Here is a 23033-nt window from a genome sequence, read left to right as displayed (position 1 = left end):
TTATTGATTAATGAGGAATGATATAAAAATAAACAATGGCTATAATGGCAAGTACCACTATAGCTATGGCATAAATTTTATCATGTAAATAGCTAAACGCTGATAGTTGTCTTTGCTTTCTGGCATAAAGATAAAACAGTAGCCCAACACTATATAAGATCATTGATAGTAGTAAATATGATACGCCACCAGCATAGATCAACCAAAATCCATATAGCGAGCCAAATGCACCAATGAAAATGAGATATTTTCTAGGTTGATGTATTGCTAATTTAAACATAAACAGTGCTGAAAGTAGATAGGGGATAAGCACCATAGATGTTGATAATTGAATCAGCGTGTTATAACCAGATTCATAAAAATGAGCAAGTATAATTAACAAGCTAATTAAGCTGGTTGTTAACCATAAAGCATTAGCTGGTGTGCTGTTTTTATTAAGTTTACCAAAGCATCTAGGAACAGTATGTTGTTTACCTTGACCGGCTAAAAATAACATTTCTGCAGCTAACATTAACCATGATAATAATCCACCACTTACTGAAACTATCAAACCAATATTAATAAATGTGGCGCCCCAACTACCAACGACATGTTCAATGACTAGTGCCATTGACGGATTTTTCATTTGTGCGAGTTCATGTTGTGGCACAATGCCTAATGAAAGAACGGAAACACAAACTAATAAAAGACTAGTAATGGCAAAACCAAAAAAGGTGGCTCGACTTATACTGATTATATTTTTCGCTCGTGCAGCATAGACAGTAGCACTTTCAATCCCCAAATAAACCCATACAGTATAAAGCATAGTATATTTTACCTGATCAATGATTGAACCTAATTGTGGTGTTCCCCAAAAATCAGTGTTAAAAGTTGAAATTTTAAAGGCTAAGATAACACAAACGATAAATAAACCGATAGGTACAATTTTAGCTAGCGTTACTAGGCAATTAAGTAAAAATGCTTGGTAAATTCCGTTAATGACAAAAAAGTGCATAATCCATAAAAGGATAAGTCCGGCAATAACGGCAGGAATTGTCGTACCATTACCAAAAAATGCAAAACAATCAAAAGAGCCTAATGCACTAAATAAGATAACTAAATAGCTAGTACAAGACATCCAAGCTGATATCCAATAACCCCACGCGGCATTAAAACCGATATAATCCCCAAATCCTTCACGAACATAACCATATAAACCTTCATTAATTTTATAAAACCGAATAGAAAGATATTGAAATATTCGTGTCAACATAAACATGCCGAATAATGTCACGGCCCATGCGATAAGTATTGCTCCGGCACCGGCGCCTTCGGCCATATTTTGTGGTAGGCTAAAAATACCACTACCGACAATACTTCCCACCACCAGTAATGTGAGAGGAAGTATGCCAAGCTTTTTTCTTACTGGTGTATTCATATTGTTTTCTTATTTAGTTGGTTTAATTTTTGTGGTTTTTTAAATTAAAATCGCAATGACATACAGCTTACTCCACCATCGATTTTGCGATATTCTGAAGTATCAACTTCAATGACCTGATAACCGAGTGCTTCAATTTTTGCTTTAGTAATAGGATAACCAGCTGGCATTATCACTCGTTCATTGACCCATATACAGTTAGCGGCATAACTTTCTTGTACAGGGATCTCAATGATATTGAGATGTTGAAATTCTGGCTTAGTAATAAATTCACCTGCAGCTAATAAGTTATTGTGTTCCAAATAGGCAAGTCCCGTTTTTAAGTGTAATACTTTTTCTAAAGTGACGACCGAACCAGTTAAACCGTATTTTTCCAATATTGCAATCATTTGGTTTGCACCTTCTTGATTGGTTCGAGCGGAAAGACCAATGTAAAAGTGATTTTCAACCATCATGATGTCACCCGCTTCTACGGTGCCAGGCGCCTTAATATATTCAACTTTATTTGGATAAAAACGACTAACTGCTTCCGTGATTAACTCTATTTCAGCTCGACGAGATTCCGCGCCTGGTCTAGTAATGATTACGCAATGAGGTGTACAAAGGGCAACATCTTCAACAAAAACTGAATCAGGAAATTGTTCGCTAGCTGGTAGGATGGTGATATCGACATCACATTGTTGTAATGCTCGAATGTAGCTGTTATGTTGATCGAGCGCTTTTTGATAGTCAGGTTTGCCTAGATTAGCTGACGTTAAGCCATTAATTAATGATTTCGCCGGTGTTCTAGCAATGATATGACTAAATTTTTTCATCTTATAAATTCCTTGTAATAATTATGCAGTAATTTTGAATAATAATTCATTAAAAAAACAAAATCAAGCTTTTTGATTAGCTTATAGGTTTGTAATATGCATTTTTATGCTATTTTGTTGATCAGAAATATTGAGAGGAATTTATAAATGGTGAGCAACAACAATTAATTGTTTATATTTAAAATAAGCATCGCTAATATGAGATTAGAAGTAGGGCGAATTATCGCCCGATAATATAAAGATTATTCACCAGCAAAATCGACTAACGTATAGCAGTTGATTCCCATAGCGGTTAATTTGGTTTTACCCTGTAAATCAGGTAAATTGATGACAAAAGCGGCATCTTCAGCGATCCCTCCCGCTTTTTGAATTAATTTAGCGGTTGCTGCAACGGTCCCTCCTGTTGCTAGTAGATCGTCAATAATCAATACTCGCTCATTAGGTTTTATGGCATCACAATGCATTTCTAAAGTATCGGTACCATATTCGAGTTGATATTCTTCTCTATAAACGTGACGCGGTAACTTATTCGGTTTTCTAACAGGCACAAAACCAACACCTAAGGCTAAAGCAAGAGGGGCGGCAAAAATAAAACCACGCGCTTCGGTGCCAACAACTTTATCAATTTTTTTATCTTTATAATGCTCAATTAAAAGATCGATTGATGTTCTGAAGGCGATTGGGTCTTCTAATAAACTGGTAATATCCCGAAATAAAATCCCTTGTTTAGGATAATTAGGTATAGTAATAATACTATTTCTGATAAGTTCAAGTTTTGATTGAGTCATATTAAATGTTCTCTAACTATTCTCTTTAAGAGCAAATAATATTTTATTATATACCTATGCGGTTTTGACTGGCAATAAACAAACAGTTAACACACCGTAAAATCTAGAGATTGGTTAGTTTAAGTACGAATAGACATATTTTTAAACGATAATTTTATCTCGGTTATGATTTTACTTTTTACAAATTTTTACAATTAAATACATTAATTAGACAGTTTATTTGGCAATTGGTGAATAATTGAATAAACTTTATACAGGAAGGGAAACACTATGAAATTTATTAAAATATTTGCCATGTTGGGGCTTTCTATTTGTAGCTTATTAAGCTATGCAGAACAAAACAGTGGGGTGAAACAAATTCAAGTTCGTTCAGAATTGTCTTCACCAGTTATAATGGAAGGCCATCCAGAAAAAAATTACTTAAAAGTCTCATTATCAGGCCAAAAAATTGATACCAATAAACGCGTTCCTATTAATTTAGCTATTGTTATTGATAAATCAGGTTCAATGGGTGGGGAGCGCATCGAAAAAGCGAGAGAAGCAGCTATTTTTGCGGTTAATTTATTGAACGAAGAAGATACGCTATCTATTGTTGCTTATGATAATGAAGCAAAAGTGATTGTGCCTGCAACCAAAGTAAAAAATAAACAAAAAATTATACAATTAATTAATAAAAATGTTTTTGCCGGTGGAGGAACAGCTTTATTTGCTGGCTTAAGTAAAGGTATTAAGCAAGTTGAAAATCAACTGACAAAAGATAAAGTTAATCGTATTATTTTGCTATCTGATGGTCAGGCTAATGTTGGTCCAAGCTCAGTAAATGAGCTATCTGAATTGGCTATTATTGCCGCGAAAAAGAATATTGCTATTACCACTATGGGGATAGGTTCTGATTATAATGAATTATTAATGTCATCGATCGCAAGTTATAGTGATGGAAATCATGTGTTTGTAAATAATTCTGCCGATCTCGAAAATGTGTTTGTTCACGAATTTACTGATGTAATGTCAACTATTGCTCAAGACGTTGTGATTACTATTCAATTGAAAGATGGTGTTAAACCTGTGCGTTTACTTGGTCGAGATGGCGTGATCAAAGAGAATCAAGTCACGGTTAAAATGAATCAATTGTTTTCCAACCAAGAAAAGTATGTATTGTTAGAAGTGATACCTGATGAAGGTAAAGTGGGTCAAAATAAAACTTTAGCTCAAGTTGATTTGAAGTATGATAATTTATTGGTAAATAAGATTGAACATCAAACGCAATCGGTTAACATTGCGTATACCAATAATCAAAAATTGGTCGAGGATTCAATAATCCAAGATGTCTTAGCAGAGTCAGAAATTCAAAAAGTGACAATTGCGAATGAAAAAGCATTAGAGCTCTATGATCAAGGTATGCAAGAGCAAGCAGAAATGATGCTTATAGAAAATAGCAGTAGACTTGCATCATTTTCAGACATAATCGTATCACCTTCGTCAAAAGCGAGATTAGATGGCCAAATTGAGAAAAATAATATTATGGCTGATGCCGTTAAAAATCAGAATAGAAATGTTTCTCGTAAAATAATAACTCAACAACAGTTTGAGTCAAAAAGTAATGTAATTAAAAAATAGTTATGAAGAAATTAACAACGATTTTATCTTTATTGATATTAATGACATTTATAAGTTATTTAGGTTGGCGAAGCGTTGAACATGAGGTTTTATTAAGAGAAAATAATGAAACCTTACTCGCTAAAAGTCATATGAATAATATCAAATTATCGATTGAATCGTTGTTGAATCAACGTCTATCTTATCTTAATAGTTTGGCATTACAAATTGATAATGACTATGGTAAAGCTGAGGATTTATTAGAAACGGAAACGGATTTTAAGAATATTTTTATCATCAACAAAAATAGGATTTTATTTTTAAGTGATTCTGATGATTCTCAATGGCACAATCTGGTTGAATCAATTGCATTAGATAATTCTGTTTTGATCAATCAACAAGATTATTCAGAACAATCTCAACCAAGCTCTGGTTGGTATCAAATATATAACCACTTAATTTATTGGACAATTCAATCGGATAATATTATTGGTTTTGAATTTTCCAATATAAAGTTTTCATTTGATGTTATTAGTTTATTAGATACATATGATTCTGATGATAATTTTAAATTATCCGATGGCGATAAACAGATATATAGTAATGGTGAAAAATTCGATAATGAAATTTCTCTAAGGCTTAATTATCCCCTACAAAATTGGCATTTAACCTATTATTATTCTTCACCAAACTTAGTTAATTTATATTTATTAGGTTCAGGCGTTATTGGATTATTTTTTATCGTTTTGCTTGGGTTTATTGGTTACGGTTATCGAGAATATACCCGAACACTACGTTTAGCAAAACAACAAGTAAGTTTTGTTGGGCAGGTTTCGCATGAATTTAAAACGCCTTTAACCAATATCTCTCTTTATTCAGAAATGTTATCTGAATGTTTAGAAGATGAGCCGGACCCTGTTCCTGATTATCTGCATATAATTAGTGCAGAAAGTAAACGACTTACGCGATTGGTGCAAAATGTTTTAACTTTTAATAAGCCAAGTCGTTTAAATATAAAACAAGTAAATTTAACCATACTAATTAAACAGATATATCAAACTTTTAAACCTATTTTAGAGGCTAAATCATTACAACTGAACATCACTACTCTTGAAAATGATTGTATAGTTGATACTGATGAAGATAGTGTCATGCAAATTCTCAATAACTTTTTGAGCAATGCCGAGAAATATGCTTTTAATGGTAAGCGAATTGATTTATCTTTGACCAGAAAAGGAAAACTGGTCACAATTACTGTTCGTGATTATGGAGATGGTATTGCCAGCCATCTATTAAAACAGATTTTTGAACCATTTTATCGAGTCAATTCATCGATAACTGAAGGCGTTTCGGGTACAGGAATCGGTTTGACGATTGCCAAGCAGTTAGCTAGTCAGATCCACGGAGAGATTAAAGTTATGAATCATAATCCGGGAATGGCATTTTCACTGATATTAATGGAGTAGTATAATGAAAATTTTAATTGCTGAAGACGATAAGCACATTCTTAATGGCATGTCAGATTTGTTAGAAAAAGAGGGCTACATTATTATTAAAGCTGTTAATGGTAAAGTTGCGCTGGAACTATTCAATCAATATCAACCCGATTTTATTATTTTAGACATTATGATGCCCGAGCTTGATGGCTATTCTGTTTGCCGTGCAATTCGTAAATTAAATGAAGATGTGCCAATTTTATTTTTATCCGCTAAGGATGAAGAAATCGATCGGGTTATTGGTTTAGAACTAGGTGCTGATGATTATATGAATAAACCTTTTGGTATTCATGAGCTTAGAGCAAGAATTAAGGCTATTGCTAAACGTTATTTAAAATCTAAACATCTAACTCTTTCTAAAGAAGATTATTTTCAATTTGGCGATTTAAATGTATATCCTACCGAATTGTACGCTAAAAGAAATGATCAGATAATTGAATTAACTTTACGAGAAATTAAGATTTTAGAATGTTTATATCAATATAAAAATCAAGTTGTTACTCGAGATATGCTTTTTGATTATGTGTGGGGATATGATTTTCTACCTAATAGTCGAACTCTTGATCAACATATTTCAAAATTAAGAAAACAAATAGAAATTAACCCATCCATACCCACTTTAATAAAAACGGTACATGGAATTGGTTATAGACATTAAATTAGCTATAAAATTCTATTGAGCTGAGTTTTTTAGTATTTTAAGTCATCATCTCAAAAAGAGATGACGTTATATTGAGCAATTAATTTAGGTTAGGTGAGACATGACATAAGGTATCACAGCAATTTTTTTCTATAGCTTTTGTAATATTATTGATTGACTGATAATTATTATTTTCAATAATTATCGATGGTTACGATTTTTATTTTCATGTTCAATTAACCATTTTTTTCTTTCTAATCCACCGCCATAACCAACTAGTTCTCCATTCGATCCTATTACTCGATGACAAGGGACAATAATCGCCACTCTATTATAACCATTGGCATTGGCGACAGCTCGAATTGCTTGTGGATTATTAATTCTTTGTGCTTGCTGTTTATAAGTGGTTAATTCTCCATAGGGAATGTGTTTTAAGCAATCCCAAACGGTTTGTTGAAATAGGGTGCCTGGTGTATGTAAGGCAACGGTAAAGTTTGTTCTTGTCCCTGCAAAATATTCGGCAATTTCAACCTTAGCTTGTTTGATATGTTCATTTTCGCCAAAAATAATCTTCATTTTAAGGAGGCTTTGTAGTTGTTCAAATTCTGTTTCTAACATTCTTCTATCTACAAACTCTAATAAACAAATTCCTTGATTTGTTGCACAAATAAACATAGGACCTAAAGGGGAGGTTAATCTATCGATTAAAATAACGTCTTGCTGTTGGTTTGCTGAAGGTGACTTTTTCATGATTTTTTTATAAGTATAACCAAAACCACTTAAGGAATTGTAACCAGTATCAAAGGCAGTATTAATAACATTTTTTCCTGATTTTAATTCTTGAAAAGCACTGTTAATTCGATACATTCGTTGATAAGCATGAAAAGTAATTCCGTAATGTTTTTTAAACCAACGGCGAAGAGTTTCAGGACTTAGTTTATTTTGTCTGAGCTGATAATCAGTGATCTTTTGTTTAGGATTATTATTAATTAATGCTAGGGCTTTAATTATTTCATCTGGTGCTTGATTAGCATTTTCGGTTGGTTTGCATATTTTGCAAGGTCGATAACCGGCATCAAGCGCTGATTTGAATGAATCGAAAAATTCGACATTAGCAAATTTTGGTTTTCTTGCTCGGCAAGTTGCAATACAAAATACCGAAGTGGTTTTGACTCCGACATAAAAGATCCCAATATAGCTATGATCTCTTTCAAGTAAAGCTCGGTAATAAGTCTCTTTTTGATTAGGGTTAGTTATTAGCATTTTATTCTATCTTGTCTAAATTTCGGTAATTTATGAACTAAGCTTATTAAAAATGCTATTCGTTGCGCAACCGAAAAATTGACAACTATTTTTATTCACTTTCTTCGTAAATTTTTTAGCTGTTTAATAAAAATAAATTGCTAAAATGACCATTATCAATCTAATATTGATACATCACTTGTTATCACTCAAGATTTTTATTATTTAATAGTCATTCCTTCGTTCATTGTTGTTAATATTTTTTGTAAATACTTAATATTTAAATCTGTTTTTATGACCAATTTTAGTACTAATTGCTTCTATTGCCTTAGGCATTTATTATTTTGGAGAGTACTATGCTTAGTTATCTTGATTTCCTTATTATTGCTTTAAAGTTGTTGGTTGTATTTATCTGTATTCTGTTATTTTTAAAAATAACCGGCAAAACTTCACTGTCACAAATGTCGAGCATTGATTTTATTGGAAATATGATTTTAGGTGGCATTGCTGGCGGGATTATCTATAACCCCAAATTAACCATATATGATTTTATTGTCGTTTTGTTGATGTGGACGGCAATTATGTATAGCTCTAATTATTTAAAAAAACGCAGTCAAAATGCTAAGGCATTTATTGTCGGTAATCCAATTATATTGATGGATCAAGGTAAATTAAAATTGGACGCTTTCACCTCAATTAATTTAGATCTAGCTAGTTTTGCTGTATTGCTTAGAATGAAAAATGTTTTTACTATTCATGATGTTGAAAAAGCAATTTTGGAACCGAATGGGCAATTATCTATTGTAAAAAAAGGTGACAAAGATATATCGGTTATTGTATTAGAAAATGAACAACCAGTAGATGATGTTTTAAAACAAATTGGTAAAGATGAAAAATGGTTAACATCAAACTTAGCAAAACAAGGTTATAAAAGTTTCCAAGGGCTTTATTGTGTGGAATATTATGATCATCGACTTTTTGTAATACCTAATGATGCAGTAAAATGAGTTTATGTTTTTATAACTAACCACTGACCATATAAATTTAAATTATTTATATGGTCAATGATTATTGCTTTAAGAAAATTATTTAATTAGCGTAAAGTGGTGATATGTTTAATGATTTAGCAATAAAGCTTTTTACGGAGTTGGATTTAAGTTCGCTCTGTATTGATAACGCATGTTGCTTTGACTCACAACGTGTAAATACACAAGCGCCGGTGCCAGTTAATCTGGTTGGCGCATATCGCGATAACTGCTGAATATGGTTATCAATTTCAGGGTAACGCTGACGCACTACGGTTTCACAATCATTACTAAAATCATCAACAGAAATGGACATCAGTTGTTCAATACTACGCTTAGGTGTATTTCGTGGTAAATTCGGATCATTAAACACCGTAACCGTTGAAATTTCTATATTAGGGTTGCTGACTAAATACCAATATTGAGGTATATCAACTTGTTGCAACTGATCACCAATACCTTCTGCAAAAGCAGCATGACCATAAATAAAAATAGGTACATCGGCACCGATTGTGCTACCTATTTCCATCAAGGTAGTTTGCGACAGATGTAAACCCCATAATTGATTTAACGCAACCAACACTGTCGCGGCATTTGACGAAGCGCCACCAAGTCCACCGCCCATGGGGATCATTTTATCTATGGCAATATCTGCACCAAGCTTATTAGTGTTTACATAAGATTTTAAACGCTTAGCGGCTATAATAATTAGATTTTTATCTGCTGGGATATTATCAAATTGCGTTAATAGATTAATTTGCCCATCATCACGAGTCGTAATAGTCAATTTGTCGCAAATATCAATAAATTGAAACAAAGTTTGTAAATCATGATAATTGTCTGGGCGTCGTCCAGTTATATATAAAAAAAGATTTAATTTAGCTGGTGATAACCATTGAGTCATAATCATTATCTGTTATCTTAATATCCAATTACTAATTTTTAAACGAATTAACTCATCATCATGAGAGAGTTCAATAATAGCAGGTAAATCAATTTTTTTATTTTTATAGGTATAAGTAGCATAGCTGCTAATCTTTAATGACCATTTATTGTTATTTTGCATAAATGAGGTGGAAGATAATCTGCCTGAGCTGTCAATTTTATCAGCTTGGCTATCATCAGAAAAACCTTTCAACCAATTATGTAACGAATTGAGTGGGATATTAATATTGGATATTTTCTTCATTAATAGTTCCACATTAACATCATGGTAGCGAACGTCGTTGTTATCAATTAATTCGGCGTAATTAGGTTCAGCTTTTAAGGTTAAAATATTTGTGCCAATTGGCGTAGTTAATTTAACGTCATAATAATTTTCAGATTGCTGTGTAATAATAAAACGGCCATAACTTTTAGTTTTCGTTCCTATATGAGCAATACTACCATTAACTTGAAATGAATTAATTTGTGCAAGAACTTGTTTATGGTTTTGCCATTGCTGTTCTACAGATACATTAGTTTGATATTTTGTTGTTTGGCATGCACTAAGTATAAACGGCAGAATGAATATGAACACATATTTGATTTTAGACATAAATTAACTCTTTAGTTGTGTATGGTCAAAAGTAAGGCGTATTATAGCTGATAATTGGCTGAATAAGAAAAAGTAACTGAAATTAACCTTTATTATTTTTTTTAGGTATAATGAGTTCTTAATAAAAACTTTACAAACTATTACAAAAGAATCAATGCAATGTCTATTACTGTATTAGGTGTCAATCATAAAACAGCACCCGTTTCTTTAAGAGAAAAACTGGCCTTTTCTAATGAGGTTATTGATAAAGCATTATATAGTTTATATCAGCATCCTTTAATTGCTGGCTGTGTCATCCTATCAACCTGTAATCGAACCGAAATTTACTTAAGTTATGATCATGAAAGTGATTTTCTGCGGGTAAGACAATCGGTTGAAAATTGGTTAACACAATATCATAGTTTAGATTTAGCTTTATTTAAATCATCTCTTTACTGTTATGATGGTCGGCAAGCAGTTGAACATCTTATGTCGGTAGCTTGTGGCATCGATTCATTAATTATTGGTGAACCGCAAATTTTAGGTCAAGTTAAACAAGCATATAGTTTTTCACAACAAAACAATTGTTTATCAGCAGAATTGGAAAAACTTTTTCAATCCATTTTTCATGTAGCTAAAATTGTTCGTACTGAAACGAATATTGGCGCCAATACTGCATCGGTTGCTTATGCAGCCTGCCTAGTGGCTCGTGATGTTTTTACTGATACGTCTGCATTAAGTGTGATGTTAGTCGGAGCTGGTGAAACAATCGAACTAATTTCACGTTATCTCAAACCTCATGGTTTTAAACATGTCATTGTTGCCAATCGAACTCGAGACAAAGCATTAAAATTAGCTTCATTTATTGAGGCTGAAATTATTTCATTACCAGATATAGCTAATCGGCTGAAAGATGTTGATATTGTTATTAGCTCAACTGCTAGCCCATTACCTATCATTGGCAAGGGGATGGTAGAGCGCACTATGCATGATCGAAATAATAAAAAGATGTTATTTATTGATTTAGCTGTACCTCGAGATGTTGAGTCAGAAATTAGCCAATTGGAAGATGTGCATCTATTTACTGTCGATGATCTACAACAAACGGTACAAAATAATCTTGAGCAACGAGTAATAGCAGCCAATGAAGCCAAGTACATAATTCAAGAACAAGCAGAGCAATATATTGATTGGTTAAAAACACGCCATGCAGTAGAGTATGTTAAACAGTACCGTAATAATGCTCAAACTATCAAACGTCAATTAGAATTAAAAGCATTAAATGCGATTAAACAAGGCGCCAATATTGATGATGTTATTTTTGAATTTTCACATAAATTAACCAATAAATTAATCCATGCACCAACTCAAATACTGCTGGATGCTGCAACGCATGACTGTGATGATTGTTTTAAAGTCTTAAGTAAGGGATTAGGCCTAGAAGATAATTAATCTTTGATGGGATCTACAAAGGATGATGTAGTTATTGGACCAAATTGAATTTTTTGACATACCAAGCCCTTGCCAAAGAGTATGTCAAATGGATAGGCAAGGGTATTGTATAAAATGCTATCGTTCTCGAGACGAAAGATTTAATTGGCTAAATTATTCTAATTATCAAAAACAAGAAGTTTTGCGATTATGTAGACAAAGGGCCATAAGACGTTATTATCAATTCTTGCAGCAGCAACGACAACAAAATAATCAAATTACTTTTTCACAAATCGATTTTAATTTTTGATATTTAAACATCCATTTCCTATAACTTGTAATCCTGCTCAACTCGGAGTAGCATTTTTAAATATATTATTATGGTTTTGTATTAATTACCTTCGCTAATTAATGGGGATAGAAAATATGAAAATGTGTATTGCATGTGGTATGCCCATGACGGCTATTGCTGATTATCCTCTGCATGATATGTCAAAAAACTACTGTAAACATTGTGCTCATAGCGATGGAACAATGAAATCATTTGACGAAAAATGGCACGAGGTAACTCTTAAGTATGCTAATAATCATAATATTGATTATTGTGTTGCCAAAGAGACCGCTTATACAATTTTAAAAAAATTACCAGCCTGGAAACGTAGATGGTAGTAGAATTTTTAGGCAACTAACCGCATTTAGAATAATATCTGTTGCAGATATTGCAAAGCTTAGTATAATTGCCAACGTTTACTTTTTTACACTTCTAATGCCAGTGTGGCGAAATTGGTAGACGCAGCGGATTCAAAATCCGCCGCCCTTAAAAGCGTGTCGGTTCGAGTCCGACCACTGGCACCAACAAAATCAATTAGTTAATTCTCATTCTTTTGTAAGTCTAATATCAAAAAATTTTGAATGACGGTAAAATGGTTAGTGATTTTTCTTTTGAAAATTTTTAACCAACCTTAAATTCATCAATCATATTTAATTTCTCATATCAATATTCATTTAATAAATCTATCAATAGTTAGCAGATAACGATCATTATAATTGAAGATGCTAACCGGTTAGTTAATGATCTCAGTAAAAAGGGGGGATTGATTGGAAAAGTGGCTATTTGGGTGAGGGTACTTTCGAAATAGTAAATCAAACAGGATTATGAAGTGCAATGATATGGGATCAAGGTAATAAGGTTGGTCACTAGGAGAGTTGTTAAAGGAACAGATAAAGTTAGTAATGTTTTAATTCATTATCCTTGAAAAGGCACTAGTTATAAAATGACTCAATAAGAATTTAAAAAGGTATATAATGAGAGCGCAGTTTATATTTTAATCCATGTTAATGATAGTTTTATTCCAACAGGGACAGATCTATATCAGTTTAAGAAATGGCACCCTGAATACTAGAAAAATAGAGCGAATGAATTTAAAAAATAGGTATATTATGAGTACATAACTCGCAAAAGATTTCGGTATTTTTTTTAAAGAAACAATTTTAGAGGCAAAAGAAAATTGGTAATTTTTTTTGATCCTATTATGGGCGCTCTAACGCAGACTCTGCTTAAGCAAAATTGGTTAACAATGATCGAGTATAAGAATGGACCTGATGTAAACATTCTAACCAAACTAAATAATAAAACTCTATCAATTTGATGAATTAATAAATTCTATTGTCCCAAGAGATGGTAAAGATGGTAATAAATAGTGAATTTAGTAAACAGTTATTATTAGAAAGGGAAAGATTTGAAAATCCTCCAGATCATACTGTTAAAGCTACAGGGGTTGGTATAGCTAGGTTTATTATTCGTTGTAATAATAATGCTGATGAAGTGTTAAACTTAGCTAAACGAGTGTTAGTGATAGTAAACTATAATTCAGAGTTAGTTTGGCCTTCTTTTGAATTATGGAAAAAAATATTACCTGATATATTTATTAATCATTGTGCTAAAGAATTAACTGAAGAAGAAGTAAAAAATCAACAAATATATTGGGATAGCTTAAGTTATGAGCAAAAAATAGAAGAAGCTAAAAAAGATGAAGCATGGACTTTATCTAATTGGTTAGCATGGCTAGAGCCTGATTGTAGAGAGTGGTTTTGGTGGAATGCTCATAAATTTGATGGTGAAATTGAAAATACACATTTTTTAATCGAGGTTACAGCATTAGATGATCCTTTTTCATCAGGTGCATTGAAATGGTTATTTAGAGCTTGTGGTGCAATTGATGTCGTATGTACAGATGATCTTTAGTTTATGCATCTGTCATCTAGTTCTGCGAGACTAGTCGCAGAACTGAACTAACTATTTATCCACTCAGTGATCTAGTTCACAAATTGAACAATTAACTCGTCTTTTTAAGTGGTAATGGTGAATGGTCTGTGTTGGATCAGAATTTACCCAACTAGAGGGTTTTAAAGATAATCAGTGAAGAGTAACATCCTTTGTTATAGTTATCTTTTTTACACATAATTCCCAAAGACTATGACCACTTCATTCATATTCTAATATCAATAAGACGGTATAGACTCCTCAATTGTTTTTACAAATAAACCTCAATAAACTAAATCAAAATAACCATAATCTAAAAAATATAATCACCAATTAGAACTGTTACTAGTAATGACAGTTTTTCACCGACCAGTAGCCAACCAACCGTTTATGACCATAACGATGAAGCCTCGAATATTACGCACTCGGCAATCAGTGACGGTGAGTTAATCATTCGTGACCAAGATAAGCAAACACAAGATATTAATGAACTCAGTCATGATACCGAAAATGCCCATAGTAAGCTCAAACCTATCTTTAATAAAGAGAATGAACAGACCAAACAAAACATTGTCACTAGCTTACAAGAGTTAGCGTCACAGGTTAAAGAGCTTGAGCGCACCATTCATAAAGATGCCGGTAAAGACTCAAAAGATGGTAAAATGGGCAATGACTTTAGTAAAGGCGTTGACTCAGCCGTAGCAATTATTACCAGCATTATCACTGGCGATATTGCTGGTGGCCTTGCTGGCGCCAGTGCACCATGGTTAGCGGAGCAGATAAAACTGCATACAGGCGATAATGAAGCTGCAAGGTTAATTGCGCATTCCATACTCGGCGCAGTGGTTGCGGAACTACAAGGTAATTCAGGACTTGCCGGCGGAGCCGGTGCAGTAATAGGTGAAGTTGCAGCAGATATCATCCGTAAACAACTGTATGGAAAAGAAGTCAAAGATTTAACCGAAGAGGAAAAAGAAACCATCAGTGCACTATCTCAACTAGCCTCCGGCCTTGCGGTAGCTGCCGGAGGTGGTAATATTGGCGATGCTAGTGCAGCAATTAGTAGCAGTAAAAATGCAGTTGAGAATAATGGTTTGGCCAAACCTATACTCAAAGGATTAGAAAAAGGCTAGGAGTTTTGCATGAAAAATGCAACCTGTCGAAATGGTCTTGCACAATTAGGTGTTAACTTTGGCCTAACAAATGACCAAATTCAAGAGGCCATGGATGCAGGTAAGAGTAGAGATCCGGAAAAAATTAAGGAACTTTCACCGGAACAAGTAGCTTGGTTAGATGCACAAATTCTAGCAAAAAAAGGATTAGCACCTATCATGTTTGGTAATGAAACATGGGGGGACAAGATTTATAATGAATCATCAAATAATGAATTAAACAACTCAGAAGCTACTTCGGTAGGTGGCGCGCCAATATTACCGCCCGATGATGACAATAATAAGAAGAATGAAAATAATCAGAAACAAAGGCAACAAGAAAGATTTGATGAACTAAAAGATGTTTTTGATAAGGATAATCCTAAAACTGATTTAAAAATTGATGGACAAACCATCCAACAAGGACCAGGAGGTAATCGTTATACAACAAGAATTTATGAAAGCCAAAATTTAACAGATAGACAAATATATAACTATACTGAAGAACTAGCAGGGCAACCCTTAAATAAAGTTCAAGATGGTATTTATAACACAAGATTACAAGATGGTACGAATATTACATTAAGGAATGTCTCCCATTCTGATACTGGAGCTCGTTGGATTATTGAAATTAGAAATAGCCCAAATTTAGCAAGATTATATAGTGGTCTAAAAAATAAAGTAGAAATTAAATTTAGGTAAATAACATGAATAAACTTAAGCAAGAAGAATACGAGGAAATCGTTAAATATGCAGCGTTTCAATCTTTTACTGGATTGTGGGCATATATAGCACCAAATATGATTCCATCATTAAATTTTTCAGGAGATCAATTACCTTTTCAAACAAGAAAAGAATTATTTTTTTATTTTGTACAAAGATTATTGAATGAAGGACATCTTAAATTGGCAAAAAATGGGCATTTGTTGACCGGTACAATTGATGAGCAGCTAAAAATATTTCATGATGCGTTTCCTAACAATGAGGATGAAATGTTCGATCCTCAACACTTAATGGATGATTATTGGTTTTATGATAAATCTTGCCCTGCTGAAGCAGTATGGGTTCGAAATGATGGAACATTAGAATGGACCTAATATAAGCTTTTCTTGCTAAGCTCAACAACAAAATTTCATATCTATTAAGGAATAAACTTAACAAATTAAATTATCACCGGCGGCCTCGCTGGCGCCAGCGCACCATGGCTAGCTAAACAGATAAAGATACAAGCCGGTGATAATGAAACCGCGAGGTTAGTTGCTCATGCAATACTTGGCGCAGTAGTCGCTGAGCTACAAGGCAACTCAGGACTTGCCGGTGGAGCTGGTGCTGTGGTCGGAGAAATAGCAGCAGATATCATCCGCAAACAACTGTATGGCAAAGAAGTCAAAGATTTAACCGAAGAGGAAAAAGAAACCATCAGCGCACTATCTCAACTAGCCTCCGGCCTTGCGGTAGCTGCCGGCGGTGGTAATATTGGCGATGCTAGTGCAGCAATTAGTAGCAGTAAAAATGCAGTTGAGAATAATTATTTAAAACAGGAAACGATGTTATCTCTTGATAAAGAAATGGCTGAATGTAAATCTAAAGGAGGAAACTGTGATGAGATTGTTCAAAAGTACATTGATATAAGTAATGAAAATAGTATGGAATTACAAAAGCAATGTTCAGATGGCGGAATTCTTTGTGTTACCATTGAAGAATTTGTACAATCTTTACTCGGTTTTTCACAAGCTTCTTCCGATCGATTTATTTTTGGTGAAATTATGAAAGATGAGCATGCCAAAGCATTAGCTCAGATTTTAAACGGGGCTGATTTGAAGTTTTTATCTCAAAAAATATCAACAACTGATAGGGTCTTAGCTATTGTAACCGATCCTTATTCTTGGCCATTTTTAATTTATGGGTCAAAGAATATAATAGTAAATTTAGTGAATAAACCTAAAGGAACGATAGGAATTGCAACTATAGTAGGTGGTACAAATGCCGGTATCCAATATGCATTTGATGGAAATGTGAAGTTATCAGATGTAATAGGTGCTGGATTTACAGCTATGATTACAAAAGGAAAGGGTTACAATGCAACCATAAATTGGAATACTGTAAACGGCTATTATACGGCAAAAATAAACGGAGATGATCCATTAACGGGGGCAATAATAAGTAGAACAGGAAGCGGGGTTGGTTATTGGTTTGGAAATAAAATAAAAAGTCCACTTGATAAAATATTCAATAAAGTATCCAAAAAATATGAAATGCAACCAACAGGTATTTGGACTATAACTAAACCTATTCCTCCAAGTAATGTACCATCTGCGATGGGAAATCTTGGCGATTCAATTATTTCTGGATCTACTTCTAAATGGCTTGAAAAAAAATCGGAAAGTAAGATAAAAGGTAAATAAAATGATTAAAGATTTAATTGTATTAATTAAATTATTTCTATTAATTGGATATGCTTGTTTCGGGACCGGATTTTTAATTGGAGGATTTTTCGAATTATTAATATATATACGTGATGGCGAAACAGATTTTGTTTTATTGTTTAGATGCTTAAAAGGGGCAACTATTGGGACTATTATTGCAAGTTTGATATATTGGTTTACTGAATACTTGTGGAATAAATATAAAAATAAAAATACATTTTGAAAAAATTGCGATCTGCATTTAATTATTCGAGGAAAGACGCGCATCAAATGTGCGTCTTTCCATTTATCTTTACAAATACACTTCAATAAACCAACTCAAAATAACCATAATCTAAAAAATATAATCACCAATTAGAACTGTTACTAGTAATGACAGTTTTTCACCGACCAGTGGCCAACCAACCATTTACGACCACAACGATGAAGCCTCGAATATTACCCACTCGGCAATCAGTGACGGTGAGTTAATCATTCGTGACCAAGATAAGCAAACACAAGATATTAATGAACTTAGTCGTGATACCGAAAATGCCCATAGCAAACTCAAACCTATCTTTAATAAAGAGAATGAACAGACCAAACAAAACATTGTCACTAGCTTACAAGAGTTAGCGTCACAGGTTAAAGAGCTTGAGCGCACCATTCATAAAGATGCCGGTAAAGACTCAAAAGATGGTAAAATGGGCAATGACTTTAGTAAAGGCGTTGACTCAGCCGTAGCAATTATTACCAGCATTATCACTGGCGATATTGCTGGTGGCCTTGCTGGCGCCAGTGCACCATGGTTAGCGGAGCAGATAAAACTGCATACAGGCGATAATGAAGCTGCAAGGTTAATTGCGCATTCCATACTCGGCGCAGTGGTTGCGGAACTACAAGGTAACTCAGGACTTGCCGGTGGAGCTGGTGCTGTGGTCGGAGAAATAGCAGCAGATATCATCCGCAAACAACTGTATGGCAAAGAAGTCAAAGATTTAACCGAAGAGGAAAAAGAAACCATCAGTGCACTATCTCAACTAGCCTCCGGCCTTGCGGTAGCTGCCGGAGGTGGTAATATTGGTGATGCTAGTGCAGCTATTAGTAGCAGTAAAAATGCGGTTGAGAATAATGGTTTGGCCAAACCTATACTCAAAGGATTAGAAAAAGGCTACGAGTTTTGCATGAAAAATGCAACCTGTCGAAATGGTCTTGCACAATTAGGTGTTAACTTTGGCCTAACAAATGACCAAATTCAAGAGGCCATGGATGCAGGTAGGAGTAGAGATCCGGAAAAAATTAAGGAACTTTCACCGGAACAAGTAGCTTGGTTAGATGCACAAATTCTAGCAAAAAAAGGATTAGCACCTATCATGTTTGGTAATGAAACATGGGGGGACAAGATTTATAATGAATCATCAAATAATGAATTAAACAACTCAGAAGCTACTTCGGTAGGTGGCGCGCCAATATTACCGCCCGATGATGACAATAATAAGAAGAATGAAAATAATCAGAAACAAAGGCAACAAGAAAGATTTGATGAACTAAAAGATGTTTTTGATAAGGATAATCCTAAAACTGATTTAAAAATTGATGGACAATCAATTAGACAAAATGGGGGTAATCGTTATACAACAAGAATTTACGATAGCCAAAATTTGACTGATAAACAAATACAAAATTATGCAGAAGAATTGGCTGGTCAACCATTAACAAAAAGAGCCGACGGTATTTATACTGCTCGATTACAAGATGGAACAAACATTACATTAAGAAATGTATCAAACTCAGCGGACAAAACTGGGGCACGTTGGACTGTTGATATAAGAGGAAATCCTCAAATGATGAGACTTGAGAATGGTCTTAAAAATATAGAATTGAAATTTAGGTAATATAAATATGCTAACATCACAAGAGTATAATCGTATAAAGACTTATTCTGAATTTGGATCTTTCTATTTATTATGGGGGCAATGTTTTCCTGCTTCTAGTGAAGTCAGTAACTATTCATATGAAGAAAATAAAAAAATTTTTTTTGAAGTATTAAGTAAGTTGTTAAAAGATGGTTATTTAAAGCTACATAAAAAAGGGGTTTTGTTAAAAGGATCTATTGATAAGCAAATACAAAAATTTTATATGGCCTTCCCTAATACTGAAGAAGATATGGAGGATGGGCTTTGGTTTTATTTTGATGATTGTCCTGCTGAGCCCGCTTGGTTAAAAAAAGATGGGACAATAGAGTTTTGTTAATTTAACTAATAAAAAAATTTTTTATTCAATTCTGCAATAGAAATTACAGAAATAAATTAATTATTTATTAACTTTATTATTTAACTTAAACGTCAAACTGAAAAGGAAATAAAAAGTGCTTTTGAAAATTCAAAACCACATCCTGAAAATAACGAAATGTGGATAGGAACGTCTTCAAGTGGAATAGAAATGGAAGGTTTCTATAAAATACCAAATGGTACTGGCGCAACAGCGTGGCCGATTTATAATAAAGGTAAATAATGTATGAAAAATAGAAAAATATATTTTTATTGGAGAGATTTTTATGAAAATTTCCGTCCATCAGGAAGATTGCCTGAGGAAAATATTCGATATACACCTAAACAAGGTTACGGTGTATGTGAGATTGCATGTTTTCTATCAGATGAAATCCGATACTCAGTTAACTCAGTCAATATCTGGATTAATAATCTAACCGATTTAGCAAATAGTCGATCACCGGAAGGCAAGTTTGCTGTTGGTAATGCTCATTGGGTATTGATTACCGGCGATTACGTTTTTATTGGTAATGAATATGTTGAAGAGCAACAGGTGATCCTTACTAGAGAACAGCTTTTATATGTTCTGGAACAATATAAAGCCTTTTTAGAAGGGAACTACGAAGATCCTAATAATCCACCCGCTCCGATAGATGTAGAGTTTATTGCCGAAGGGCAAGAGGCGGTTGATCTCTATAATAGTTTAGAAGGAAGTCATCAAGTTTTCTATCTTGAATAACGAGGATGAGTAGACCAAATAAAACATTGTTATTAGCTTAAAAGAGTTAGGAGAGCAGGTAAAAGAGCTCGAACGGACTATTCATAAAGATGCCGATAAAGACTCGCAAGATGGCAAAATGGGCAATGACTTTAGTAAAGGCGTTGACTCAGCCGTATCAATTATTACCGGCATTATCACTGGCGATATAACCGGAGGCTTAGCTGGCGCTAGTGCACCATGGTTAGCGGAGCAGATAAAACTGCACACCGGGCACCTAGACACGGATGGTGAATGGGTCACTGATAACCTTGCCGGTAACTTAATCTCTCATGCAATACTTGGTGCGGTAGTGGCTGAACTGCAAGGGAATTCAGCTGTAGCCGGTGGTGCTGGAGCGGTAGCTGGTGAACTAGCAAGTAAAGCGATTATTGGTATACTTTACGGTGATAAAAAAATAAGTGAGTTGAGCGAAGATGAAAAGCAAACTGTTAGTGCTTTATCTCAATTAGCGACAGGTCTTGCTACTGCCGCTACAGGAGGTAATTTTGGTGATGCCAGTGCAGCTATTAGTAGTAGTAAAAATGCGGTTGAGAATAACTTGTTGAATAAAGATCCATATTGGACAGAACAAGAGAAAAAAGAAGCTTCAGAAAGGATAAAACAAGGATTTATCAATAATCATTGTGGTGGAGTTGATGATGCAGCTTGTACTCAGAAAAGACAAGAACTAGTTATTGAGAATTTGAAAACGATAGGTGGTTTAATTGTTGATTTTACGCCAGTGGTTGGGGATGTTAAAGCTTATGCAGAAGCTGAAGATAGTATTGATTATGCCATTGCAACAGTTGGATTAATACCTGGTTTAGGTGATGCTGTTGGTAAGGTATTAAAAGAAGCAAAAGCCGCATTAAAATTAGGCGATACAAAAAAAGCCAGTGAGTTGGTTCAAGAAGCTCAGAATAAAGTAAAAGCTCTTGATGTTGGTGCTCAACGAGAGTTAAAAGCTAAAGAACAAGTTGGTGATATGTTGGAGCATGATCATATTCCATCATTCGCTGCATTAAAAAAAGCTGAAGAAAAAAAATTAGGACGTGAGTTAACAGTAAAAGAAGAGCGAGCATTATACAAAGAGTCTATTGCTGTTGAAGTTCCTAAAGATGTGCATCAAGCGGGACCAACATATGGTGGTAAAAATACAGCAGAACAGATCGAAAAAGATGCAGCCGATCTATGTGGTGCTATTTGTCGGGATACCGATGCGTTGCGTAAAAATATGATAGAAAGAGGATATGATCCAAAACAAGTTGAAGATGCAATAAATAAAATTATAGAGAGAAATCGACAAATGGGAGTAATTAAATAAAATGGTCAAGTGGCAAAAACTTATCAATGCCTTAGGGAAACCTGAAAATTCAGAAGAATTCTTTATTTTGAAAGAATCTATTGGCGAAAAACCAAAATTATCTGAAACGCCCATTGAATACAATGACCCAAATAGCACTAAGTATTATGAGTTTTTTAAAAATGGAATATTAATTAATTTCCGACATAATAAGCTGACACAAATTCACTTATATTTAATAAATGACGATGATTATTTGCAATATCATGATGAATTACCTTCAGGAATAAATCCATCATATGATAAAAATAGAATAACTAACTTATTAGGGCTCCCGGTTAACGACGGGGGAGGTTATCCTGATAAGTTATTAGGCTATATCAATAAGTGGATTGCATATTATATAGATGATAGTTATTCATTACGATTTGAATTTAATCAAAAAGATAGGCTTTCAGCTGTAACATTGACAACACTACCTATCTAATTAAATCATTTTAAATATTGCGACAAATGTCGCAATATTTACCTAATCATTTATCAACAATGCGATCTCCTTCGCAAGTTGTACAATTAACTTACCTTTTTTAGTGCTAATGGTGATGAATTGTCCTGTGGTGAATCTAAGTTTATTTATCCAGTTGCATTTTATGGTGAATTGTGGAGAGGAGAAATCATAAAACATGAAGTATGTTTTATTAATTTGAGCTAAAAAATTTTAAAATATCTATATAGAAAGATTCTCTATCAAATGTTCACCTTTTCCATCATAAAATTCAAATATCAATAAGACGGTATAGACTCCTCAATTATTTTTACAAAAAAATCTCAATAAACTAAATCAAAATAACCATTATCTAGAAATATAATCATCAATTAGAACTGTTACTAATAATGACTGTTTTTTAACTGACT

The 23033-nt window shown here is 33.7% G+C and carries 24 protein-coding genes and 1 tRNA gene; 19 read left to right on the top strand and 6 right to left on the bottom strand.

Annotation, left to right across the window (positions count from 1 at the left end; genetic code table 11):
* Positions 1 to 7: 7 nt before the first annotated feature.
* From AC5LWZ_RS07490 to apt, 3 genes are all read right to left on the bottom strand, one after another.
* A complete protein-coding gene (locus tag AC5LWZ_RS07490) occupies positions 8 to 1417 on the bottom strand; it encodes a basic amino acid/polyamine antiporter (RefSeq protein WP_493463386.1) in 1410 nt (469 codons plus the stop codon).
* A gap of 44 nt (positions 1418 to 1461) precedes the next feature.
* Entirely contained in the window at positions 1462 to 2232 is a 771-nt protein-coding gene (ddaH, locus tag AC5LWZ_RS07485) for a dimethylargininase (RefSeq protein WP_493463385.1), read from the bottom strand.
* 242 nt (positions 2233 to 2474) lie between these two features.
* Positions 2475 to 3020, bottom strand: a complete 546-nt coding sequence (apt, locus tag AC5LWZ_RS07480) for an adenine phosphoribosyltransferase (protein WP_086320681.1) — start codon at positions 3018 to 3020, stop codon at positions 2475 to 2477.
* Between the two features lie 270 nt (positions 3021 to 3290).
* Between apt and AC5LWZ_RS07475 the strand changes: the two genes are divergently transcribed.
* Genes AC5LWZ_RS07475 through AC5LWZ_RS07465 form a run of 3 tightly spaced genes read left to right on the top strand, consistent with a single transcriptional unit; the run spans position 3291 to position 6770 of the window.
* Positions 3291 to 4637: a vWA domain-containing protein gene (locus AC5LWZ_RS07475; protein ID WP_110447802.1), complete on the top strand. Its 1347-nt coding sequence runs from the start codon at positions 3291 to 3293 to the stop codon at positions 4635 to 4637.
* A gap of 2 nt (positions 4638 to 4639) precedes the next feature.
* Complete coding sequence (locus AC5LWZ_RS07470) at positions 4640 to 6082, top strand: sensor histidine kinase (protein ID WP_493463384.1); 1443 nt, start codon at positions 4640 to 4642, stop codon at positions 6080 to 6082.
* A 4-nt stretch (positions 6083 to 6086) separates the two neighbouring features.
* On the top strand, positions 6087 to 6770 hold the full coding sequence (locus AC5LWZ_RS07465) for a response regulator transcription factor (RefSeq protein WP_110447803.1): 684 nt from the start codon (positions 6087 to 6089) through the stop codon (positions 6768 to 6770).
* Between the two features lie 183 nt (positions 6771 to 6953).
* On the opposite strand, the gene AC5LWZ_RS07460 is transcribed toward AC5LWZ_RS07465, so the two are convergent.
* Positions 6954 to 8015: a bifunctional transcriptional activator/DNA repair enzyme AdaA gene (locus AC5LWZ_RS07460; protein ID WP_493463383.1), complete on the bottom strand. Its 1062-nt coding sequence runs from the start codon at positions 8013 to 8015 to the stop codon at positions 6954 to 6956.
* 335 nt (positions 8016 to 8350) lie between these two features.
* Here AC5LWZ_RS07460 and AC5LWZ_RS07455 point away from each other — a divergent pair, with 335 nt between their 5' ends.
* Positions 8351 to 9001: a DUF421 domain-containing protein gene (locus AC5LWZ_RS07455; protein ID WP_294892275.1), complete on the top strand. Its 651-nt coding sequence runs from the start codon at positions 8351 to 8353 to the stop codon at positions 8999 to 9001.
* An 82-nt stretch (positions 9002 to 9083) separates the two neighbouring features.
* Here AC5LWZ_RS07455 and ispE read toward each other — a convergent pair whose 3' ends face one another.
* Together ispE and lolB are read right to left on the bottom strand one after the other, a co-directional pair.
* Entirely contained in the window at positions 9084 to 9926 is an 843-nt protein-coding gene (gene ispE, locus AC5LWZ_RS07450) for a 4-(cytidine 5'-diphospho)-2-C-methyl-D-erythritol kinase (protein WP_493464186.1), read from the bottom strand.
* Between the two features lie 9 nt (positions 9927 to 9935).
* On the bottom strand, positions 9936 to 10556 hold the full coding sequence (gene lolB, locus AC5LWZ_RS07445) for a lipoprotein insertase outer membrane protein LolB (RefSeq protein WP_493457341.1): 621 nt from the start codon (positions 10554 to 10556) through the stop codon (positions 9936 to 9938).
* Positions 10557 to 10715: 159 nt separating this feature from the next.
* Here lolB and hemA point away from each other — a divergent pair, with 159 nt between their 5' ends.
* From hemA to AC5LWZ_RS07370, 15 genes are all read left to right on the top strand, one after another.
* Complete coding sequence (gene hemA / locus AC5LWZ_RS07440; protein ID WP_294892272.1) at positions 10716 to 11987, top strand: glutamyl-tRNA reductase; 1272 nt, start codon at positions 10716 to 10718, stop codon at positions 11985 to 11987.
* A gap of 88 nt (positions 11988 to 12075) precedes the next feature.
* Entirely contained in the window at positions 12076 to 12276 is a 201-nt protein-coding gene (locus tag AC5LWZ_RS07435; RefSeq protein ID WP_198199975.1) for a DUF1289 domain-containing protein, read from the top strand.
* Between the two features lie 116 nt (positions 12277 to 12392).
* On the top strand, positions 12393 to 12635 hold the full coding sequence (locus AC5LWZ_RS07430) for a zinc ribbon domain-containing protein (protein ID WP_198220307.1): 243 nt from the start codon (positions 12393 to 12395) through the stop codon (positions 12633 to 12635).
* Positions 12636 to 12734: 99 nt separating this feature from the next.
* Positions 12735 to 12821: transfer RNA gene (locus tag AC5LWZ_RS07425), tRNA-Leu, on the top strand.
* Between the two features lie 832 nt (positions 12822 to 13653).
* Positions 13654 to 14211: a hypothetical protein gene (locus AC5LWZ_RS07420; RefSeq protein WP_493463382.1), complete on the top strand. Its 558-nt coding sequence runs from the start codon at positions 13654 to 13656 to the stop codon at positions 14209 to 14211.
* A 680-nt stretch (positions 14212 to 14891) separates the two neighbouring features.
* Complete coding sequence (locus AC5LWZ_RS07415; RefSeq protein WP_493463381.1) at positions 14892 to 15362, top strand: VENN motif pre-toxin domain-containing protein; 471 nt, start codon at positions 14892 to 14894, stop codon at positions 15360 to 15362.
* Between the two features lie 9 nt (positions 15363 to 15371).
* Positions 15372 to 16082: a hypothetical protein gene (locus AC5LWZ_RS07410; protein WP_493463380.1), complete on the top strand. Its 711-nt coding sequence runs from the start codon at positions 15372 to 15374 to the stop codon at positions 16080 to 16082.
* 5 nt (positions 16083 to 16087) lie between these two features.
* A complete protein-coding gene (locus AC5LWZ_RS07405; protein ID WP_294911101.1) occupies positions 16088 to 16477 on the top strand; it encodes a DUF596 domain-containing protein in 390 nt (129 codons plus the stop codon).
* A 234-nt stretch (positions 16478 to 16711) separates the two neighbouring features.
* Positions 16712 to 17785: a VENN motif pre-toxin domain-containing protein gene (locus tag AC5LWZ_RS07400; RefSeq protein WP_493463379.1), complete on the top strand. Its 1074-nt coding sequence runs from the start codon at positions 16712 to 16714 to the stop codon at positions 17783 to 17785.
* A gap of 1 nt (position 17786) precedes the next feature.
* A complete protein-coding gene (locus AC5LWZ_RS07395) occupies positions 17787 to 18029 on the top strand; it encodes a hypothetical protein (RefSeq protein WP_034885008.1) in 243 nt (80 codons plus the stop codon).
* A 460-nt stretch (positions 18030 to 18489) separates the two neighbouring features.
* Complete coding sequence (locus AC5LWZ_RS07390) at positions 18490 to 19680, top strand: VENN motif pre-toxin domain-containing protein (protein WP_493463378.1); 1191 nt, start codon at positions 18490 to 18492, stop codon at positions 19678 to 19680.
* A gap of 7 nt (positions 19681 to 19687) precedes the next feature.
* The gene (locus tag AC5LWZ_RS07385) at positions 19688 to 20038 is read left to right on the top strand and encodes a DUF596 domain-containing protein (RefSeq protein WP_493463377.1); all 351 of its coding nucleotides are present in this window, start codon (positions 19688 to 19690) and stop codon (positions 20036 to 20038) included.
* Positions 20039 to 20302: 264 nt separating this feature from the next.
* The gene (locus AC5LWZ_RS07380; RefSeq protein WP_493458272.1) at positions 20303 to 20794 is read left to right on the top strand and encodes a hypothetical protein; all 492 of its coding nucleotides are present in this window, start codon (positions 20303 to 20305) and stop codon (positions 20792 to 20794) included.
* Between the two features lie 118 nt (positions 20795 to 20912).
* Positions 20913 to 22139, top strand: a complete 1227-nt coding sequence (locus tag AC5LWZ_RS07375) for a VENN motif pre-toxin domain-containing protein (protein WP_493463376.1) — start codon at positions 20913 to 20915, stop codon at positions 22137 to 22139.
* Between the two features lies 1 nt (position 22140).
* A complete protein-coding gene (locus AC5LWZ_RS07370) occupies positions 22141 to 22605 on the top strand; it encodes a DUF6392 family protein (protein WP_086362890.1) in 465 nt (154 codons plus the stop codon).
* Positions 22606 to 23033 lie beyond the last annotated feature (428 nt).

The organism is Gilliamella sp. LMG 34362 (genome assembly GCF_984569125.1).
The sequence above is the reverse complement of the archived record's forward strand: the minus strand, read 5'-3'. Positions and strand labels throughout refer to the sequence as shown.

What these genes read in the sequence shown, in the direction of transcription:
- AC5LWZ_RS07385 (WP_493463377.1), top strand. Translation starts at nt 19,688, where the DNA reads ATGCTAACATCACAAGAGTATAATCGTATAAAGACTTATTCTGAATTT.
- lolB (WP_493457341.1), bottom strand. Translation starts at nt 10,556, where the DNA reads ATGTCTAAAATCAAATATGTGTTCATATTCATTCTGCCGTTTATACTT.
- AC5LWZ_RS07375 (WP_493463376.1), top strand. Translation starts at nt 20,913, where the DNA reads ATGGGCAATGACTTTAGTAAAGGCGTTGACTCAGCCGTATCAATTATT.
- AC5LWZ_RS07410 (WP_493463380.1), top strand. Translation starts at nt 15,372, where the DNA reads ATGAAAAATGCAACCTGTCGAAATGGTCTTGCACAATTAGGTGTTAAC.
- AC5LWZ_RS07405 (WP_294911101.1), top strand. Translation starts at nt 16,088, where the DNA reads ATGAATAAACTTAAGCAAGAAGAATACGAGGAAATCGTTAAATATGCA.
- AC5LWZ_RS07415 (WP_493463381.1), top strand. Translation starts at nt 14,892, where the DNA reads ATGGGCAATGACTTTAGTAAAGGCGTTGACTCAGCCGTAGCAATTATT.
- AC5LWZ_RS07395 (WP_034885008.1), top strand. Translation starts at nt 17,787, where the DNA reads ATGATTAAAGATTTAATTGTATTAATTAAATTATTTCTATTAATTGGA.
- AC5LWZ_RS07435 (WP_198199975.1), top strand. Translation starts at nt 12,076, where the DNA reads ATGGATAGGCAAGGGTATTGTATAAAATGCTATCGTTCTCGAGACGAA.
- AC5LWZ_RS07460 (WP_493463383.1), bottom strand. Translation starts at nt 8,015, where the DNA reads ATGCTAATAACTAACCCTAATCAAAAAGAGACTTATTACCGAGCTTTA.
- AC5LWZ_RS07390 (WP_493463378.1), top strand. Translation starts at nt 18,490, where the DNA reads ATGGGCAATGACTTTAGTAAAGGCGTTGACTCAGCCGTAGCAATTATT.
- ddaH (WP_493463385.1), bottom strand. Translation starts at nt 2,232, where the DNA reads ATGAAAAAATTTAGTCATATCATTGCTAGAACACCGGCGAAATCATTA.
- AC5LWZ_RS07490 (WP_493463386.1), bottom strand. Translation starts at nt 1,417, where the DNA reads ATGAATACACCAGTAAGAAAAAAGCTTGGCATACTTCCTCTCACATTA.
- AC5LWZ_RS07370 (WP_086362890.1), top strand. Translation starts at nt 22,141, where the DNA reads ATGGTCAAGTGGCAAAAACTTATCAATGCCTTAGGGAAACCTGAAAAT.
- AC5LWZ_RS07465 (WP_110447803.1), top strand. Translation starts at nt 6,087, where the DNA reads ATGAAAATTTTAATTGCTGAAGACGATAAGCACATTCTTAATGGCATG.
- AC5LWZ_RS07420 (WP_493463382.1), top strand. Translation starts at nt 13,654, where the DNA reads ATGGTAATAAATAGTGAATTTAGTAAACAGTTATTATTAGAAAGGGAA.
- apt (WP_086320681.1), bottom strand. Translation starts at nt 3,020, where the DNA reads ATGACTCAATCAAAACTTGAACTTATCAGAAATAGTATTATTACTATA.
- AC5LWZ_RS07455 (WP_294892275.1), top strand. Translation starts at nt 8,351, where the DNA reads ATGCTTAGTTATCTTGATTTCCTTATTATTGCTTTAAAGTTGTTGGTT.
- AC5LWZ_RS07430 (WP_198220307.1), top strand. Translation starts at nt 12,393, where the DNA reads ATGAAAATGTGTATTGCATGTGGTATGCCCATGACGGCTATTGCTGAT.
- AC5LWZ_RS07475 (WP_110447802.1), top strand. Translation starts at nt 3,291, where the DNA reads ATGAAATTTATTAAAATATTTGCCATGTTGGGGCTTTCTATTTGTAGC.
- AC5LWZ_RS07470 (WP_493463384.1), top strand. Translation starts at nt 4,640, where the DNA reads ATGAAGAAATTAACAACGATTTTATCTTTATTGATATTAATGACATTT.
- AC5LWZ_RS07380 (WP_493458272.1), top strand. Translation starts at nt 20,303, where the DNA reads ATGAAAAATAGAAAAATATATTTTTATTGGAGAGATTTTTATGAAAAT.
- hemA (WP_294892272.1), top strand. Translation starts at nt 10,716, where the DNA reads ATGTCTATTACTGTATTAGGTGTCAATCATAAAACAGCACCCGTTTCT.